General features: G+C 71.9%; 15 protein-coding genes. 6 read left to right on the top strand and 9 right to left on the bottom strand.

Going from position 1 to position 15,425, the window contains the following annotated elements:
• Nucleotides 1-24 precede the first annotated feature (24 nt).
• The 4 genes from CRV15_RS21425 to CRV15_RS21410 all read right to left on the bottom strand — a co-directional run bounded on the left by CRV15_RS21425 (nt 25) and on the right by CRV15_RS21410 (nt 3,359).
• Nucleotides 25-711 (bottom strand): response regulator, encoded by a 687-nt coding sequence (locus tag CRV15_RS21425; protein ID WP_003955652.1) that lies wholly within the window; start codon nt 709-711, stop codon nt 25-27.
• Nucleotides 708-1,952 carry a sensor histidine kinase gene (locus CRV15_RS21420; RefSeq protein ID WP_003955653.1) on the bottom strand — a complete coding sequence of 415 codons (1,245 nt, stop codon included), beginning with the start codon at nt 1,950-1,952 and terminating at the stop codon, nt 708-710. Before CRV15_RS21420 ends, CRV15_RS21425 begins: the two co-directional genes overlap by 4 nt.
• 128 nt (nt 1,953-2,080) lie before the next feature.
• Nucleotides 2,081-2,368 carry a PspA-associated protein PspAA gene (gene pspAA, locus CRV15_RS21415; protein ID WP_003955654.1) on the bottom strand — a complete coding sequence of 96 codons (288 nt, stop codon included), beginning with the start codon at nt 2,366-2,368 and terminating at the stop codon, nt 2,081-2,083.
• Nucleotides 2,369-2,561: 193 nt separating this feature from the next.
• On the bottom strand, nt 2,562-3,359 hold the full coding sequence (locus CRV15_RS21410) for a PspA/IM30 family protein (protein WP_009995949.1): 798 nt from the start codon (nt 3,357-3,359) through the stop codon (nt 2,562-2,564).
• A 304-nt stretch (nt 3,360-3,663) separates the two neighbouring features.
• Here CRV15_RS21410 and CRV15_RS21405 point away from each other — a divergent pair, with 304 nt between their 5' ends.
• The 4 genes from CRV15_RS21405 to CRV15_RS21390 all read left to right on the top strand — a co-directional run bounded on the left by CRV15_RS21405 (nt 3,664) and on the right by CRV15_RS21390 (nt 8,276).
• Nucleotides 3,664-4,254 carry a DUF3043 domain-containing protein gene (locus tag CRV15_RS21405; protein ID WP_009995950.1) on the top strand — a complete coding sequence of 197 codons (591 nt, stop codon included), beginning with the start codon at nt 3,664-3,666 and terminating at the stop codon, nt 4,252-4,254.
• An 86-nt stretch (nt 4,255-4,340) separates the two neighbouring features.
• Nucleotides 4,341-5,048 (top strand): class I SAM-dependent methyltransferase, encoded by a 708-nt coding sequence (locus CRV15_RS21400; RefSeq protein WP_003955659.1) that lies wholly within the window; start codon nt 4,341-4,343, stop codon nt 5,046-5,048.
• 162 nt (nt 5,049-5,210) lie between these two features.
• Complete coding sequence (locus CRV15_RS21395) at nt 5,211-7,085, top strand: ABC transporter ATP-binding protein (RefSeq protein WP_003955660.1); 1,875 nt, start codon at nt 5,211-5,213, stop codon at nt 7,083-7,085.
• Nucleotides 7,086-7,202: 117 nt separating this feature from the next.
• Nucleotides 7,203-8,276 carry a S1C family serine protease gene (locus tag CRV15_RS21390; RefSeq protein ID WP_003955662.1) on the top strand — a complete coding sequence of 358 codons (1,074 nt, stop codon included), beginning with the start codon at nt 7,203-7,205 and terminating at the stop codon, nt 8,274-8,276.
• A 7-nt stretch (nt 8,277-8,283) separates the two neighbouring features.
• Here CRV15_RS21390 and CRV15_RS21385 read toward each other — a convergent pair whose 3' ends face one another.
• The 4 genes from CRV15_RS21385 to CRV15_RS21370 form a co-directional block, all read right to left on the bottom strand.
• Nucleotides 8,284-8,892 (bottom strand): hypothetical protein, encoded by a 609-nt coding sequence (locus tag CRV15_RS21385; RefSeq protein ID WP_003955663.1) that lies wholly within the window; start codon nt 8,890-8,892, stop codon nt 8,284-8,286.
• 8 nt (nt 8,893-8,900) lie between these two features.
• Nucleotides 8,901-11,189 carry a hypothetical protein gene (locus CRV15_RS21380; RefSeq protein ID WP_003955664.1) on the bottom strand — a complete coding sequence of 763 codons (2,289 nt, stop codon included), beginning with the start codon at nt 11,187-11,189 and terminating at the stop codon, nt 8,901-8,903.
• Nucleotides 11,190-11,191: 2 nt separating this feature from the next.
• Nucleotides 11,192-11,698, bottom strand: coding sequence for a hypothetical protein (locus tag CRV15_RS21375; RefSeq protein ID WP_003955666.1), 507 nt, complete (start codon nt 11,696-11,698; stop codon nt 11,192-11,194).
• Nucleotides 11,699-11,900: 202 nt separating this feature from the next.
• On the bottom strand, nt 11,901-12,107 hold the full coding sequence (locus CRV15_RS21370) for a hypothetical protein (protein ID WP_003955668.1): 207 nt from the start codon (nt 12,105-12,107) through the stop codon (nt 11,901-11,903).
• Nucleotides 12,108-12,197: 90 nt separating this feature from the next.
• On the opposite strand from CRV15_RS21370, the gene CRV15_RS21365 reads away from it, so the two are divergent.
• Both CRV15_RS21365 and cobT read left to right on the top strand, forming a co-directional pair.
• The gene (locus tag CRV15_RS21365; RefSeq protein ID WP_029182895.1) at nt 12,198-13,397 is read left to right on the top strand and encodes a bifunctional adenosylcobinamide kinase/adenosylcobinamide-phosphate guanylyltransferase; all 1,200 of its coding nucleotides are present in this window, start codon (nt 12,198-12,200) and stop codon (nt 13,395-13,397) included.
• Nucleotides 13,398-13,425: 28 nt separating this feature from the next.
• Entirely contained in the window at nt 13,426-14,598 is a 1,173-nt protein-coding gene (gene cobT / locus CRV15_RS21360; protein WP_003955670.1) for a nicotinate-nucleotide--dimethylbenzimidazole phosphoribosyltransferase, read from the top strand.
• Nucleotides 14,599-14,651: 53 nt separating this feature from the next.
• Here the strand turns inward: cobT and CRV15_RS21355 are convergent, their stop codons facing one another.
• Nucleotides 14,652-15,404, bottom strand: coding sequence for a hypothetical protein (locus CRV15_RS21355; protein WP_003955671.1), 753 nt, complete (start codon nt 15,402-15,404; stop codon nt 14,652-14,654).
• Nucleotides 15,405-15,425 lie beyond the last annotated feature (21 nt).

Below are 15,425 nucleotides of genomic sequence, written 5' to 3'. Positions count from 1 at the left end.
GGGCGTACCGGGCCGGTGGAGAGGTCACTCCGCGCGGGGTCGCACCAGGCCCGACTCATAGGCGGTGACGACGAGCTGGGCGCGGTCGCGGGCACCCAGTTTGGCCATCGCGCGGTTCACATGGGTCTTGACGGTGAGCGGGCTGACATCGAGGCGCTCGCCGATCTCGTCGTTGGAGAGACCGCCCGCGACCAGGACGAGGACCTCGCGCTCCCGCCCGGTGAGCGCGTTCAGCCGCTCGCCGTAGGCGGCGGCCCGCTGCTCGTCGGCGCCGTCGCCGCCCTGGGCGAGGAATCGGGCGATCAGGCCCTTGGTGGCGGTCGGGGAGAGCAGGGCCTCGCCCGCGGCGACGATCCGGATGGCGTTCAGCAGCTCCTCCGGTTCGGCGCCCTTGCCGAGGAAGCCGGAGGCCCCGGCGCGCAGCGCCCCGACCACGTACTCGTCGACCTCGAAGGTGGTCAGCATGATCACGCGCACGGCGGCGAGCGCGGGGTCGGCGGTGATGGTGCGGGTGGCGGCGAGTCCGTCCGTGCCGGGCATCCGGATGTCCATGAGGACCACGTCGGCGCGTTCGGAACGGGTGAGGGTGACGGCCTGGGCCCCGTCGGCGGCCTCCCCGACCACCTCCATGTCGGGTTCGGAGTCCACCAGGATGCGGAACGCGCTGCGCAGCAGTGTCTGGTCGTCGGCGAGCAGCACCCTGATCGTCATATGTCCTCCCCCGTACGTGCCGTGAGGGGCAGTATCGCCTGCACCCGGAAACCGCCTCCGTACCGGGGTCCGGCGCTGAGCCGCCCGCCGAGGGCGGCGACCCGTTCCCGCATGCCGATGAGGCCGTGGCCGCCCTCGGGGGCGTCGGGGTCCCGGGGCCCGGCCGGTGCCGGGACGCGGCCGGAGGGTCCGTCGTCCAGGACGGTGACCTCCAGGGTCAGTCCCACGCGGACCACGCTGACCTCGGCGCGGGCCTGGTCACCGGCGTGTTTGCGGACGTTGGTCAGGGCCTCCTGGATGATCCGGTAGGCGGCGAGGTCGACGGCGGACGGCGGGGCGGCGCCCTCGTCGGCGCGGGCCACCTCGACGGGGAGCCCCGCCTGCCGGAAGGTGGTGACGAGGTCGTCGAGGACGGCGAGGCCGGGGGCGGGCTCGGTGGGGGCCTCGGGGTCGCCGGACTGGCGCAGCAGCCCGACGGTGGCGCGCAGTTCGTTGAGCGCGGAGCGGCTGGCCTCCCGGACATGGGCCAGGGCTTCCTTCGCCTGGTCGGGGCGCCGGTCCATGACATGGGCGGCGACTCCGGCCTGCACGTTGACGAGCGCGATGTGGTGGGCGACGACATCGTGGAGATCGCGGGCGATCCGCAGCCGCTCCTCGGCGACCCGGCGGCGGGCCTCCTCCTCCCGGGTGCGCTCGGCCCGTTCGGCGCGTTCCCTGATGGCGTCGACGAAGTCCCGGCGGCTGCGGACGGCGTCCCCCGCGGCCGAGGCCATCCCGGTCCAGGCGAATATGGCGATGTTCTCCTGCGTGTACCAGGGGGTGGAGCCGAAGAACATGGCGGTGCCGGTGAGCCCGGCCATGGTGATCAGGCCGACCCGCCAGGTGGTGGGGCGGTCGGTGCGCGAGGCGACGGTGTAGAGGGCGATCACGGCGGACATCGCGACCGGAGCCGAGGGGTCGCCGAAGCCCAGCTCGATCACCGACAGCAGGCTGGTGAAGACGAGGACGCCGCGGGGGTGGCTGCGCCGGTACAGCAGCGCGGCGGCGACCAGGACCATGAGCACCACACTGCGCGCGGCGGGGGTGCGGGTCCCGAACTCGGGTCCGTGCACCCCGTTGACGGCGAAGGAGCCGACGACCATGGCGGCCAGGGAGAGGACGGCGAGCACGCCGTCGAAGGCGAGCGGGCGGGCGCCGAACCAGCACCGGGTGCGGGCGAAGCCGCGGGCGAAGCGATTCACGACGGAAGACGTTACGGCGTGGAGCCGGGCGGGGCGACGGTGCGGGCACACCGGGACGGCCCGGGGCCCGGGCGGGACGCGGTGGGCAGGGAGGCCCGGGGCGCTCCCGGGGCCCATGGGGCGGGCGGTCAGCCGGGCAGGCCCGGGATCAGCCCCTCGTCACCCAGCATCGCCTTGACCTCCGCCAGGGTCGCGTCCGGCCCGGGGAGAATCAGCTCGGACGGCTCCAGTACGTCGTCCGGCAGCGGCTCACCGACCTCGCGGACCCGGGCGAGGAGCGCGGCGAGGGTCCGCCGGAACCCCGGTTCGTCGCCCTGCTCCAGCTCGGCCAGCAGCTCGTCGTCGAGCCTGTTCAATTCGGCGAAGTGGCTGTCCGCCAGCTTCACCTGTCCCTCCCCCATGATCCGTACGATCATGACGAGCCCCTGTCGCTCGGACGGCGGCGCCGGGTGGGCGCCTGTCCGTCGGTCTCGCTCCCGGTCCGGGCCCCTGCGCCCGGTCCGATTCCGCTTCCACTTCTGGCCCGGTGACGGGGCCGGTCCCGGTTTCCGTTCCCGGTTGCCGCTTCCGGCCCGGTGGCGGGCCGGTCCCGGCGGGTGGGTCAGCGGGTCACTGCTTGTCGAAGTTGGGCCGACCCGTCTGCTGCCGGTGGGCGGCGTCCTGCTCGGTGCCGCCCTCGATGGCCTGCTGGCTCGCGCCGCTGCCGCCCGCCAGCTCGGCCTTCATCCGCTGGAGCTCCAGCTCGACGTCCGTGCCGCCGGAGATCCGGTCCAGCTCGGCCGCGATGTCGTCCTTCGCCATCCCCGACGGGTCGTCGAGCGCGCCGGAGGCCAGCAGCTCGTCGATGGCGCCCGCCCGCGCCTGGAGCTGGGCGGTCTTGTCCTCGGCCCGCTGGATCGCCAGGCCCACATCGCCCATCTCCTCCGAGATCCCGGAGAACGCCTCGCCGATCCGGGTCTGCGCCTGGGCGGCGGTGTAGGTGGCCTTGATCGTCTCCTTCTTCGTCCGGAAGGCGTCGACCTTGGCCTGGAGGCGCTGGGCGGCGAGCGTGAGCTTCTCCTCCTCGCCCTGGAGGGTCTGGTGCTGCGTCTCCAGATCGCTGACCTGCTGCTGGAGCGCGGCCCTGCGGGACAGCGCCTCCCGCGCCAGGTCCTCGCGGCCGAGCGCCAGCGCCTTGCGGCCCTGGTCCTCCAGCTTGGCGGACTGGCCCTGGAGCTGGTTGAGCTGGAGCTCCAGCCGCTTGCGGGAGGTGGCCACGTCGGCGACGCCCCTGCGGACCTTCTGGAGCAGCTCCAGCTGCTTCTGGTACGAGTAATCGAGAGTCTCGCGCGGGTCCTCGGCCCGGTCCAGGGCCTTGTTGGCCTTCGCGCGGAAGATCATCCCCATACGCTTCATGACACCGCTCATGGGCTTCGCGCGCCCCCTTCTGACGGACTCCGGCTCCAGCTCTTCAACAAGACCCACAGTACGGGCCCTGCATCCATTACCGCACTGTTCGAGCGCGGATGCGCTCATCCCCAAGAACGACTGCTCACCGCCATTGATCCGGCGCAAGGAGTAGACGGCACTGAGGGTCGTCCGGGGCAGGCCGGGCGATACCACCCTTTCCGCCCCGGAAAACATGGGTTCTGTGCAGAAAGACGCAGGGTGTTGCCGGATCGTTCCCGTCCGGCGTTGGGTCCCCGCCGGTCACCCCGTACCCTTGGGCTTTGTGTTCCGTAGCCGTGCCAAGACCGAGAAGGCGGCGCCCACCGAGAAGGTGACGGCGGCCGACCCCCGCGACCCCCAGGCCCCCAAGGGTCGGCCCACCCCCAAGCGCAGCGAGGCCGAGAGCCAGCGCCGCCGGGCCGCCACCCAGCCGCTCGACCGCAAGGAGGCGATCCGCCGACAGCGGGACGCCCGCCGTGCCGACCTGGCACGGCAGCGGGAGGCGCTGGCGAGCGGTGACGAGCGCTATCTGCCCGCCCGTGACCGTGGTCCGGTGCGCCGTTTCGCCCGGGACTTCGTGGACTCCCGCTTCTGTGTCGCGGAGTTCTTCCTTCCGCTGGCCGTCCTGATCCTCATCATGAGCATGATCCAGGCCGCCCAGCTCCAGAACATCGCCCTGCTGATCTGGCTCGGCGTGATCGTCCTGATCGTCGTGGACTCGATCGGCCTCGGCCTGCGGCTGCGCAAGCAGCTCAACGAGCGCTTCCCCGACGAGCCCAAGCGCGGCGCCGTCGCCTACGCCCTGATGCGCACCCTCCAGCTCCGCCGACTGCGGCTGCCCAAGCCGCAGGTCAAGCGCGGAGAGCGGCCCTGAGTACCGAGGCGGTCGACCGGCCGGGCCCACCGCACGGCGGGCCGTCGGCCGGCGGGGGGCTCCAGGAGACCGTCCGCCAGGAGCTGGTGGCACGTCGTCTCGACGAGCAGATAGCGGCCCGCTACCCGGTCGGGCAGCGGCTGCGCATCCTCGACGTCGGCATGGGCCGCGGCGCCCAGGCGCTGCGGCTGGCCCGCGCGGGCCACGAGATCACCGCCCTGGAGTCGGACCCGGCGTTACTCCGCCGGGTCCAGGAGGCACTGGCGACGGAGCCCGCCGGGATCCGCGAACGGTTCCGGCTGGTCCAGGGGGAGTTCCGGGAGACCGGGGTGCACTTCCTCCCCGGCAGCTTCGACGTCGTCCTCTGCCACGGGGTGCTGACGACCTCGGAGGAGCCCGACGCCCTGCTCGCCGGTCTCGCCCGGATGCTGGCGCCCGGCGGTCTGCTCTCCCTGCTGGTGCGGAACGCGGGTGCGCTCGCCATGGGCCCCGGCCTGGCCGGGGACTGGACGGGCGCGCTGACCACGCTGGACGCCCCCGCCGCCACCGACCGCGAAGGCCGCCCGGTGCGCGCCGACCGGCTGGACGCGCTCACCAGCACCCTCGCGGGGATCGCGGCCCCGCTGCACGCCTGGTACGGCGTCCAGGTCTTCACCCCCTGGGGCCCCGACTCCGGCCTCCCCGCCGCCGAGGAACTGGAACGGCTCCTCGCGGCGGAGGACCGGGCCGGGCGCACCGACCCGTACCGGGGGATCGCGGCGATGCTGCATCTGTGCGGAGCGCGCGCCGCCTGATCCTTCCGTGGCCCGGTCCGCCGCCCGGACGAGCGGCCCGGTTCGTTTCCCCGGACGCAGGGAACGTCCGGGTTCGTTTCCCGGATACAGGGAGCGGCCGGGCCGGGAGAAAATCACGGGCCCCGTGTCAGGCGAGGGGCGGGATTTCGCGTCCCTGTCCGAGTGAGCACTCCCGAGACCACCGCAGCCAAGGACACCCCCGCCGTCAGGCTCCCCGCCGGGGAGACCTGGCGAGCGCTCTACACGCACTTCCGCCCGCACCGGGGGCGGGTCGCGCTCGGCGCGTTCTTCGCGCTCGTCGGGACCGTCACGGCGCTGCTCCAGCCACTGGCCGCCAAGAGACTGGTGGAGCAGCTCGGCGAGGACGAGTCGATCACCGGCGTCCTGATCGGGCTGACCGCGCTCGTGGTCCTCGGTACCGCCATCGAGGCGCTCGGCGGCTACATCATGGCCCGCTCCGCCGAGTCCGTCGTCCTCGCCGCGCGCCGCAGCCTCATCGGACGGCTGCTGCGGCTGCGGCTGCCCGCGATGGAGCGCACCCAGCCCGGTGACCTCATGTCCCGGATCACCTCGGACACCACACTGCTGCGTGCCGTGACCACCCAGGCGATCGTCTCGGCGGCGACCGGGCTCGTCGGCCTCGTCGCCACCCTGGTGATGCTGGCCCTGATGGATCTGACGCTGCTCGGGGTGACCCTCGGGGTACTGGTCACGATCGGCGGCGCGGTCGCCGTGATCATGCCGCAGATCTCCCGGGCCACCCAGCGCTCCCAGGAGGCGGTGGCGCAGATCTCCACCCGGCTGGAACGGGCCTTCGGCGCGTTCCGCACCCTCAAGGCGTCCGGCGCGGAGGAGCGGGAGACGAAGATCATCGCGGCGGCGGCCGAGGAGGCGTGGCGACAGGGCGTGCACGCCGCGAAGTGGGAGTCCGTGGCCTGGTCGTCGGTGGGGCTCGCGGTGCAGGTGTCGTTCCTCGCGGTGCTCGGCATCGGCGGGGCGCGCGTCGCGTCCGGCGCGATCGACGTGGCCACGCTGATCGCGTTCCTGCTCTTCCTCTTCTATCTCTTCGAGCCGGTGAACAAGCTGGTGGAAGCGGCGACCCAGTACCAGGAGGGCTCGGCGGCGATCGCCCGCATCGTGGAGGCGGAGCGGCTGGAGACCGAGGATCTGGAGACCGGGGAGCCGGGGGCCGGGGAGCCGGGAGCCGGGGAGCCGGGGGCCGGAGCGGACGTCCCGGGGGCCGCCGCCGGGCCGGTGGTCCCCGCCGTGCGGGACGGCCGGGACGGCGCGGAGCGGGGCGCGTCGGTCACGTTCGAGAACGTCGGCTTCCGCTACCGCGAGGATCTGCCGCCGGTCCACCACGGGGTCTCCTTCGAGGTGCCGGGCGCGGGCATGACCGCGTTCGTGGGCCCCTCCGGAGCGGGCAAGACCACCGTGTTCGGACTGATCGAACGGTTCTACGAGGTCACGAGCGGCCGAATCCTGGTGGACGGCCGGGATGTCCGCGACTGGCCCGTCAACGGACTCCGCGCCGCCATCGGCTATGTCGAGCAGGACTCCCCCGTCCTCGCGGGCACCCTCCGCGAGAACCTCGTCTTCGCGGCACCCGGCGCCACCGACGAGGAGATCGCTGCGGTCCTGGTCCGGGCCCGGCTCGACACCCTCGTGGAACGGCTGCCCGAAGGACTCGACACCGTCGTCGGCCACCGCGGCTCCCAACTCTCCGGCGGCGAGCGCCAGCGGGTGGCCATCGCCCGCGCGCTGCTGCGCAAACCCCGGCTGCTGCTGATGGACGAGGCCACCTCACAGCTCGACGCCGTCAACGAACTGGCGCTCAGGGATGTGGTCGCGGAGATCGCCCGCGAGGTGACCGTGCTGGTCGTCGCCCACCGGCTGTCCACGGTCACCCTCGCCGACCGGATCGTGGTCATGGACGCGGGCCGGGTCCGCGCGGTGGGCACCCACGCCGAACTGGTGGCGGCGGACCCGCTGTACGGGGAGCTGGCGGCGACGCAGTTCCTCGCGGCGGGCGGGTAGCGCCTTCGGCGGCGGCCGTCGGGCCGGGACCGGGAGGGGCGCCCGGGCCCGGGGCCGGGCCACCTGTTCGGGTGCTCCCGGCATGCCGCCCCACCGACCGGCGGTCAGACTCCGAACATGGAGATATCGCCACGCCGACTGCTGCCGCCGCTCGCCGCTCTGCTGGTGGCCGGCCTGGCCGCCGGATGCTCCGGCACCCCCGTCGGGGAGTCCTCCTCCTGGGAGCAGTCCCGCAACTCGACCCGCGCCGTCCCACCGCCGCAGGCCGTGAACGACCTCCAGTCCGACTACGAGACGGTGATCAAGAACGTTCTGCCGTCGGTGGTGCAGATCGAGTCCGGGAACAGCCTCGGCTCGGGGGTCGTGTACGACAGCAAGGGCCACATCATCACCAACGCCCATGTGGTGGGCGGCGGACGTTCGTTCCTCGTCACCGTCGCCACCGGCGAGGAGCCCGTCACCGCGAAGCTGGTCTCCTCGTACCCCGAACAGGATCTCGCCGTCATCAAGCTGGACCAGGTCCCGGTGGGTCTGAAACCCGCGAGGTTCGGGGACTCGTCCACAGTCGCGGTCGGCCAGATCGTGCTCGCGATGGGCTCGCCGCTCGGGCTCTCCAGCAGCGTCACCCAGGGCATCGTCTCCGGCATCGGCCGTACCGTGACGGAGAGCGCCGCCGACGGCGGCACCGGCGCGACCATCGGGAACATGGTGCAGACCTCGGCGGCGATCAACCCCGGCAACAGCGGGGGCGCGCTGGTCAACCTGGACAGCGAGGTGATCGGCATCCCCACCCTGGCGGCGACCGACCCCGGCCTCGGGGACGCCGCCGCGCCGGGCATCGGCTTCGCGATCCCCGTCTCCATGGTGAAGACCGTCGCCGACCAGATCATCGCCACCGGCAAGGTCACCGACTCGGGCCGGGCGGCCCTGGAGATCACCGGCCGTACCGTCCTGGACGACAACTACCAGCCCGCCGGGGTGGCGATCGTCGAGGTCGTCCCGAACGGCTCGGCGGACAAGGCGGGCCTGCGCGCCGGGGACATCATCACCAGGGTGGGCCCCGACGAGATCACCACCATCACCTCCCTGGCGGAGGCGCTGGCCCCGGACAAGCCGGGTGACCAGGTCGTGGTGGGCTACCTCCGCGATGGGCGGGCGGGCACGGCGCGGGTGACGCTGGGGGAGATCTGAAGGCGGGTCAGAGGCGGGAGGGGAGGTCGCAGCCGGCGTGTTGGTGGGCGTAGGCGGCGGCTTTGCGGACGAGGAGTTCGAGGGCAGATTTTGTTTCTTGGTGGTTGGCGCGGGAGCCTTTCTTGAGGTCGCCCCGGACGGTCAGATTGACGAGGCCGCTTCTATGTTCCTTAAAGCAGGGAACATAGATCGCCGCCCCTCGGGAAGAGGAGATCGCCCGATAACCGGCCTGGAATTCACCGGCTAGAGGAGCCTCCTTGATGACACCCTCGACTTCACTCTTCATCCACACCTCAGGAGGATCTCCGACGATGAGGTCGGTAAGTACACTGAAAAGCAATTTCTTTCCACCGTCGACAAAGCAGGCCGTAGCGTAACCAGAACGCGCATCGGCTTTTGAGCCACGCTCCACGACAGAGAAATCGAAAGAATACTGGCTTCGCTCGGGAAGGATCCCCCTCAGACTTCTCACCACTTCACCATCGGGGTCGAGATTGCTACAGACATCCCGGCCTTCAATGGCGCCGACCTCTTCATCAAAAACACCAGCAGCATACGCCGATACACCGACGACGAGAAATCCACCGGCGACTGCACCGATCAATTTTTTATTCATGGAAAATCTCAGCCCTTCGAGTCGAGTTGCCCGGGGAGACCCTGCCCCTCAAGAGCATCTCTGACCCTCCTCGCAGCATTGGTGAATCCCGTCTCGGCCTCAATCGCCACATCCACATTGATGGCGTCTCGCCGGACAGACTCCTTCCTGGCCTCCCCATAAGCGGTCTCAAGCAAGATGTAGGTCGACTCGCGAGTGCTGTCCCACGCCTTACCGTTTCGGTAAATAACCTCGTCCGCACTGTCCTTCTTGTATCCGTCTGTGATCGCTCCGATGATCTCTCCGGCGACCGTCCCCCCAAGCTCCCCTGCGGCAATTGCGCCGGGGCCTGCGGTCGGTGCAACAAAAAATGCGATTCCGGCTTCGACCAAGGAACTCCCCCAGGCATTGGCCGTGTCGAGAGCCTTGTTGAACTTGGCTTCTGATGCCCCTTTGGTCTCCTCGGCCTCAGATGCTCGGCCACCACCAAGGATTCCCTGAATATCACCGGCACTTCTCGCTGCCGCAGCAATCGCGTCGTTGACCGTAGCACCATGCGGACCCCCCGCCGGATTTCTGCAATGGGACTCGATGAGCTGTGCCGTGTAATTGTTTTGTCCAAGATTCACCGCAGCATAACCATCTGGACTCTTACCCAGCTCGTAAAGAAATCGGGTTGTATCCACTGGCGCCAACTCGGCGACTGCACCGGGTGCCGGGTAGTAATAGTCCTCCCGGTGCCGCCCGCCCCCAAGGGCTCGGTGAATATCCGGCATGTACTCAGCCGTAATCCTGCCCAGACTCTCCCCCAGCGCCCCATTCCCCCCCAACCGCTCCGGCTTCTCCGACACCGACCCCACAATCCCCTCGAACAACGCCGCCTGCTCCGGCGAATGCGTGAGGTCCCCCGGTCTCGGGCCCGTGCCCGACGGGTGGCCCGTTGTCGCGGATTCCAGGGCGTGGCCCAGGGATTCCCTGCCGATGTCGGTCTCCTTGCCCTTGGAGTCGACGTCCTTGGGCCAGTCCCGCTCCTCGAAGAAGTAGTCGAAGTTGCTCAGCTCCCGGCGTTCGCGGTTGCCGTCGCCGTCCTTGTCCTCGTAGAACTCGTGGTCCTCGTACCGGGTCACGAAGGTCTCGCCGAAGAAGGCCGTGGACGCCTCCGGGCTCTGCGACAGGGCCATGAGGAAGCCGACGGCGGGGTCGGTGCCGGAGTCGGTGCCCGTGCGGTTCAGTTCGGGGTTCATAGGGGAGGACGGCCAGGCGCCCTGTCGGCCGTTGCCGGTGAAGTGCTTCTCCGTCTCCATGAGCCGGGCGCCGTAGTCCAGCAGGAACCGGTCGTCGAAGTTCCCCCAGCGCATCAGGTTGCTCATGACCTGGACGCCGAGGGCGCTCCCGCCGCCCCCGCCGACCGTTCTGCCCGCCGTGTCCAGGACCTCGGACTTCCAGCGGTCCATCTCCCATGCGTCGCTGCGGCTCGCCGTGGCCAGGGTGAGGCCGAGATGCTTCTGGAGGTCGTCGTACCTGCCGTGGCGTTCGCGCAGCAGATCGCCGGTCTGGCGGGGGTCGGTGATGTCGGCCCAGAAGTCCAGGGTGCCCCGGCCGCCGAGTGTTCCGGCGAAGCGGGCGGCGAAGAGTTCGTCGCCCGCGTACTTCCTCAGTCCGGAGGTGAGGGCGTCGAACTCCTTGGCCGTGAGGTCGCGGGGGTCCTTCCCGGCCAGGGCCGCGAGCCGGTCCGCCGCGCCGAGGGCGCCGGCCGCCGCGTCGCGGTCGGCGTAGCGGGCGCCGGAGAAGCCGTACTCGGCCTGTTCCACGAGGGTCACCAGGACTTCGGCGGCGGAGCTGTCGATCTCGGTGGCACGGTTCAGGATTGTCTGGATCTCATCCCTGACGGTATGAAGTTCGCCCTGTTCCGGTCCGGATTCGGGGGTGGGTGGCCCGCCGGTGCCGGTGTGGGCGGCCCTGACCGTGAAGCCGCCGCCTCCGCCGCCGTCGACCCGGATGCCCCGGGCCTCGGCACGCTGGACGGCTTCGTTCAGCAGCCGCTGCTGGGTCCTCAGCTCGTCATGGGTGTCCCGGAGGATGCCGTGGACGGATCCGGCCTGGGTGGCGGCGTCGTCGAACTCGCCCGCGGTCCTGGCGATGAACCGGCGGGAGACCTGGGAGTTCAGCCCGCTCCAGTCGGCGCGGTCGGCCCGGCCGCGCAGGCCCTGCCGGGCCTCCTGCTCCAGGTCCGCCAGCCGGTCGGCCATGGTCCTCCAGTCCGTGACCGTGGCGGCGAGCAGACCGAGACGGGCCTGCCGCAGAGCGTCGAAGTCCATGGTCAGCCCCCGCTCCCCGGGCCCGCGGCGCCCCGGCCCGGCGGTGCGGGTGCCGGGCCGTAGGTGTCGTCGAAGCCCTCGTCGAGGGTGCGGATGGTGCTCATGTGCCGCTTGATGAACTCGTCGTCCCCGCGGTGCTGCTGGTTCGAGAACTCCATATGGTTGGAGATCTTGGCGCAGGCGTCGCGCAGCGAGGTGAGCTGTTCCTCCCAGCGGTCGGTCACGGTCCGCAGCGCCCCGCCGAGGGCGAATCCCTGGCCGCTGAGGTCGTTCGCCGCTCTGCTTCCGGACGACGCGGCCAGCCGGCCGTCGCGTGCCAGCCGCTGGTGGAGGCCGAACGCCGCGTCGCCGATGGCGGCGAGATCCTTCTGGTCGACCCGCAGGTCACCGACGTGGACCAGGGGGTCGCCGCCGCCCCCGCCCGGGTCGGCGGCCTCGTTGAGCCGCATCCCGGTGGTCCTGCGTTCGACGGCCTCCGCCTTCAGCCGTTCCCATTCGGCCCATGCCATGGTCCAGACTCCTCCCCCTGGGAGACCGGCCCCGGAGTCCGTCGAGGCCGACGTTCCATCAGATCATCCGGGGCGGGGCGGAATCCGTGATCCGGCCAGGGGCCCGCCACGGGACCGCGTGGGACACGCGACCACGCGACCACGGGACGCCAGGAGGGCCGGGGAAGCGGGCCCCGGTATCGACCGGGGCCCGGACCTGCCGCTATTCGGGCGCGTGCAGGCTCATCGGCCCATAGACCGCCGTCGTGTCCTCGAAGAGGTGGATCTGATCCGCTCCCCCGTCACGGAGTTCCTTCCAGTGCTCCCCGAGCCAGGTCTCGGCGTCCCCCTGTGTGGAGAACTCCTCCGGCTCCACCGCAGGCCGGACCTCCGTCCCGTCGGACTTCTCGAACCGCCACGTCCATGTCATGTCCGCCTCCCTGGGTCCTGAAGTGATCTCTGTCCTGCCCGCAGCGTAGCCGGGCGCGCACGGCACGCGGCGGCGCGGGAGGATCTGGGTGTGGAAGTGACATTGCTCGGCACCGGCGCACCCGCCGGTCTCCCCCGGCCCGACTGTCCCTGCGCGGTCTGCGCCACCGCCCGCGGCCCGCTGGCCCGCGCGGCCACCGCGCTGCTCGTGGACGGTGCGCTGCTGCTCGACCTGACCCCGGGCGCGGCGCTGGCCGCCGCGCGGGCGGGGCATTCGCTGGTGGGGGTGCGGCAGGTGCTGCTCACGCATCCGCACGACGGGCCCGCCCTGGATGTCCCGGCGGGGCTGCCCCCGGCGGGACGGGTGCCCGACGGCCGGGTGCTGACGCTGATCAGCGGGCACCGGGTGCGGGCGGTCCCGATGGACACCCCGGGGACGGGGTACGAGGTGGCCTCCCCGGACGGCGAGCGGCTGCTGTATCTGCCGCCGGGGGGTGCGCCCGCCGGGCTCACGGACGGGGCCGCCCCGTACGACATGGTGCTCGCCGACGTGGTGGCGCGGCCCGACGCGATCGCGCGGCTGCGGGCGACGGGCGGGATCGGGGCGACGACCGATGTGATCGCCGTCCATCTCGACCACGAAGTGCCCGGCGGCGGTGAGCTGGAGCGGCGGCTCGCGGCGGCGGGTGCGCGGGCGGTGCCGGACGGGACGACGCTGATCGTGGGCGAGTACCACGCCGTTCCCGACGTTCCGCGCCGCACGCTGGTCACCGGCGGGGCGCGTTCGGGGAAGTCGGTGGAGGCGGAGCGGCGGCTCGAAACGTTCCCTGGGGTGTTGTACGTGGCCACGGGCGGCGGCCGCGGCGGCGACACCGAGTGGGCGGACCGGGTGGCGCTGCACCGGGAGCGCCGTCCGAACTCCTGGCGCACGGAGGAGACCTGCGAGCTGGTTCCGCTGCTGTCCGGCGACGGTCCCCCGCTGCTGCTGGACTGTCTGTCGCTGTGGCTGACGGACGCGATGGACCGGGTGGGCGCCTGGGACGACGAGCGGTGGCGGCAGGGCGGTGAACGGGAGCTGCGGAAACGGGTCGGTGAGCTGGTCACGGCGGTGCGGACGACCGGGCGGACGGTGGTGGCGGTGACGAACGAGGTGGGTTCGGGGGTGGTGCCCGCGACCGCGTCCGGCCGTCGTTTCCGCGATGAGCTGGGACGGCTGAACGCGGCGTTCGCGGCCGAGTGCGAGCAGGTCGTCCTGGTGGTGGCGGGGCAGGCGCTGGTACTGCGGAACTGAGCGGGTGCCACCCGGTACTGTTCGGCGAATGAGCAGGCTGAATCTCGATGACTTCTCCGAACTGATCGAGCGTCCCGACAGCGGCGTCCGGCGCGACGCCGAGGAGCGCCGGGAGCGCCTGGTGGTCCCGGGCGGGGCGCTGGGGCGCCTGGACGAGCTGGGTGAATGGCTGGCGGCCGCTCAGGGCTCGGTGCCGGTGCGGCCGATCGAGCGGCCCAAGGCGGTGCTGTTCGCCGGGGACCACGGGGTGGCGTCCCTGGAGGTCTCGGGCCGTGCGGCGGGCACCGCGCACCGGCTGGTGCGGGCGGCGCTGGAGGGCGGGACCCCGGTCGCGGTGCTGGCGCGCCGGGCGGGGGTGCCGCTGCGGATCGTGGACGCGGGGCTGGACTGCGATCCGGCGCTGCTGCCGGACGAGGTGGTGCGCCACCGGGTGCGGCGCGGCAGCGGGCGCATCGACGTGGAGGACGCGCTGACGGCCGAGGAGGCCGAGCGCGCGGTCCGGCTCGGGATGGCGATCGCGGACGAGGAGGCCGACTCGGGCACCGACGCGGTGGTCCTCGGCGATCTGAGCGTGGGCGGGACGACGCCCGCGTCCACGCTGATCGCGGCCCTGTGCGGGACGGACGCCTCGCTGGTGACGGGGCGCGGCGGCGCGGGCATCGACGATCTGGCGTGGATGCGCAAGTGCGCGGCGATCCGGGACGCGCTGCGCCGGGCCCGGCCGGTCCTCGGGGACCAGTTGGAGCTGCTGGCGGCGGTGGGGGGCGCGGATCTGGCCGCGATGACGGGTTTTCTGCTCCAGAGCGCGGTGCGCCGGATGCCGGTGATCCTGGACGGGGTGGTGTCGGCGGCGTGTGCGCTGGTGGCACAGCGGGCCGCGTTCCGGGCGCCGGACTGGTGGCTGGCGGGTCAGCTGAGCGGGGAGCCGGCGCAGGCGAAGGCGCTGGACCGGATGGCGCTCACCCCGCTCCTGGACCACGGTGTCACGGTCGGGGAGGGGGCGGGGGCGCTGCTCGCGCTTCCGTTCGTCCAGGCGGCTGCCGCGCTGGCGGCCGAGTTGCCGGAGCGGTCGTCCGACACGGATGACACAGATGACGCAGATGACGCAGATGGCACGGATGGCGCGGATGAGCCGGACGGCTCCAAGGAGCCCGAGAAGCCCGACGGGGCGGACGGCGCGGGTCGGGTCGCCGCGGGCTGACCGGCCCGGCGGCGCGACCGGTGCGACAGCCGCGCCGAGTCCCCCGTTCCCGTTCAGCGCTGTTCGGGCGGGCGGCCGGGCGCGCCGCCGATGAAGTCCTGGAAGCGGCGGCGGGGGCGGTCCCAGCGCCGGTCGTGGCGGTAGGAGCGGAGCCGGGCCCGCGCCCGGGCCCGGGGCCTGCGGCGGTAGAGGCGCCGGGCCCAGGGCGACCCGGGCCGGGCCAGCCGTACCGCGCCGACGATCGCGACGAAGGGGACCAGGGTCCCGATGATCGCCATCCGGGCCTTGCCCTTGGCGAGCGTGATCAGGGCGAGGAGGAAGTTCAGCAGCAGGGTGACGACGAAGGCAGCCCGGTTCTGGCGTTCGCCGGGGCTGATCGAGGCGACGTCGAGGGGTGAGAAACCGCCGATGACCAGCGCGGCGAGGGCGGTGGCGAGCACGACGGCCTCCACGCTCTGCCGTCCCTCCTCGGTCCAGTAGACATCGTCGATATGGACGATGAGGGCGAACTCGTCGAGGACGAGCCCCGCGCCGATGCCGAAGACGACCGCGCAGAGGGAGGCTCCCAGCCCGTGGCGCCCGGCGCCGACCGCGCCGAAGCCGCCGACGAGGGTGAGGACCACCCCGGGCACCACATGGTGGATGTGCGTTCCCCCGGCGGTGATGTTCCGGAAGGGGCCGCGTCCCGCCCTGATCAGCCGGGTGACGGTCCGGGTGAGCAGAAAGGTGAGGACGAACGAGGCAAGGGCGAGCACCATCGGGAGCTTGCCCGGTTCCACGATGTTGCGGGTGAACCAGCCGCCCATGCCGTTCCCTTCAGGGCGCTC

This window comes from Streptomyces clavuligerus, assembly GCF_005519465.1.
GTDB lineage: Bacteria > Actinomycetota > Actinomycetes > Streptomycetales > Streptomycetaceae > Streptomyces > Streptomyces clavuligerus.
Note: the sequence above shows the minus strand (reverse complement) of the source record. Positions and strands in the feature narration are given on the sequence as shown.

What these genes read in the sequence shown, in the direction of transcription:
- cobT (WP_003955670.1), top strand. Translation starts at nt 13,426, where the DNA reads ATGAGCAGGCTGAATCTCGATGACTTCTCCGAACTGATCGAGCGTCCC.
- CRV15_RS21385 (WP_003955663.1), bottom strand. Translation starts at nt 8,892, where the DNA reads ATGAATAAAAAATTGATCGGTGCAGTCGCCGGTGGATTTCTCGTCGTC.
- pspAA (WP_003955654.1), bottom strand. Translation starts at nt 2,368, where the DNA reads ATGATCGTACGGATCATGGGGGAGGGACAGGTGAAGCTGGCGGACAGC.
- CRV15_RS21390 (WP_003955662.1), top strand. Translation starts at nt 7,203, where the DNA reads ATGGAGATATCGCCACGCCGACTGCTGCCGCCGCTCGCCGCTCTGCTG.
- CRV15_RS21375 (WP_003955666.1), bottom strand. Translation starts at nt 11,698, where the DNA reads ATGGCATGGGCCGAATGGGAACGGCTGAAGGCGGAGGCCGTCGAACGC.
- CRV15_RS21355 (WP_003955671.1), bottom strand. Translation starts at nt 15,404, where the DNA reads ATGGGCGGCTGGTTCACCCGCAACATCGTGGAACCGGGCAAGCTCCCG.
- CRV15_RS21370 (WP_003955668.1), bottom strand. Translation starts at nt 12,107, where the DNA reads ATGACATGGACGTGGCGGTTCGAGAAGTCCGACGGGACGGAGGTCCGG.
- CRV15_RS21425 (WP_003955652.1), bottom strand. Translation starts at nt 711, where the DNA reads ATGACGATCAGGGTGCTGCTCGCCGACGACCAGACACTGCTGCGCAGC.
- CRV15_RS21380 (WP_003955664.1), bottom strand. Translation starts at nt 11,189, where the DNA reads ATGGACTTCGACGCTCTGCGGCAGGCCCGTCTCGGTCTGCTCGCCGCC.
- CRV15_RS21410 (WP_009995949.1), bottom strand. Translation starts at nt 3,359, where the DNA reads ATGAGCGGTGTCATGAAGCGTATGGGGATGATCTTCCGCGCGAAGGCC.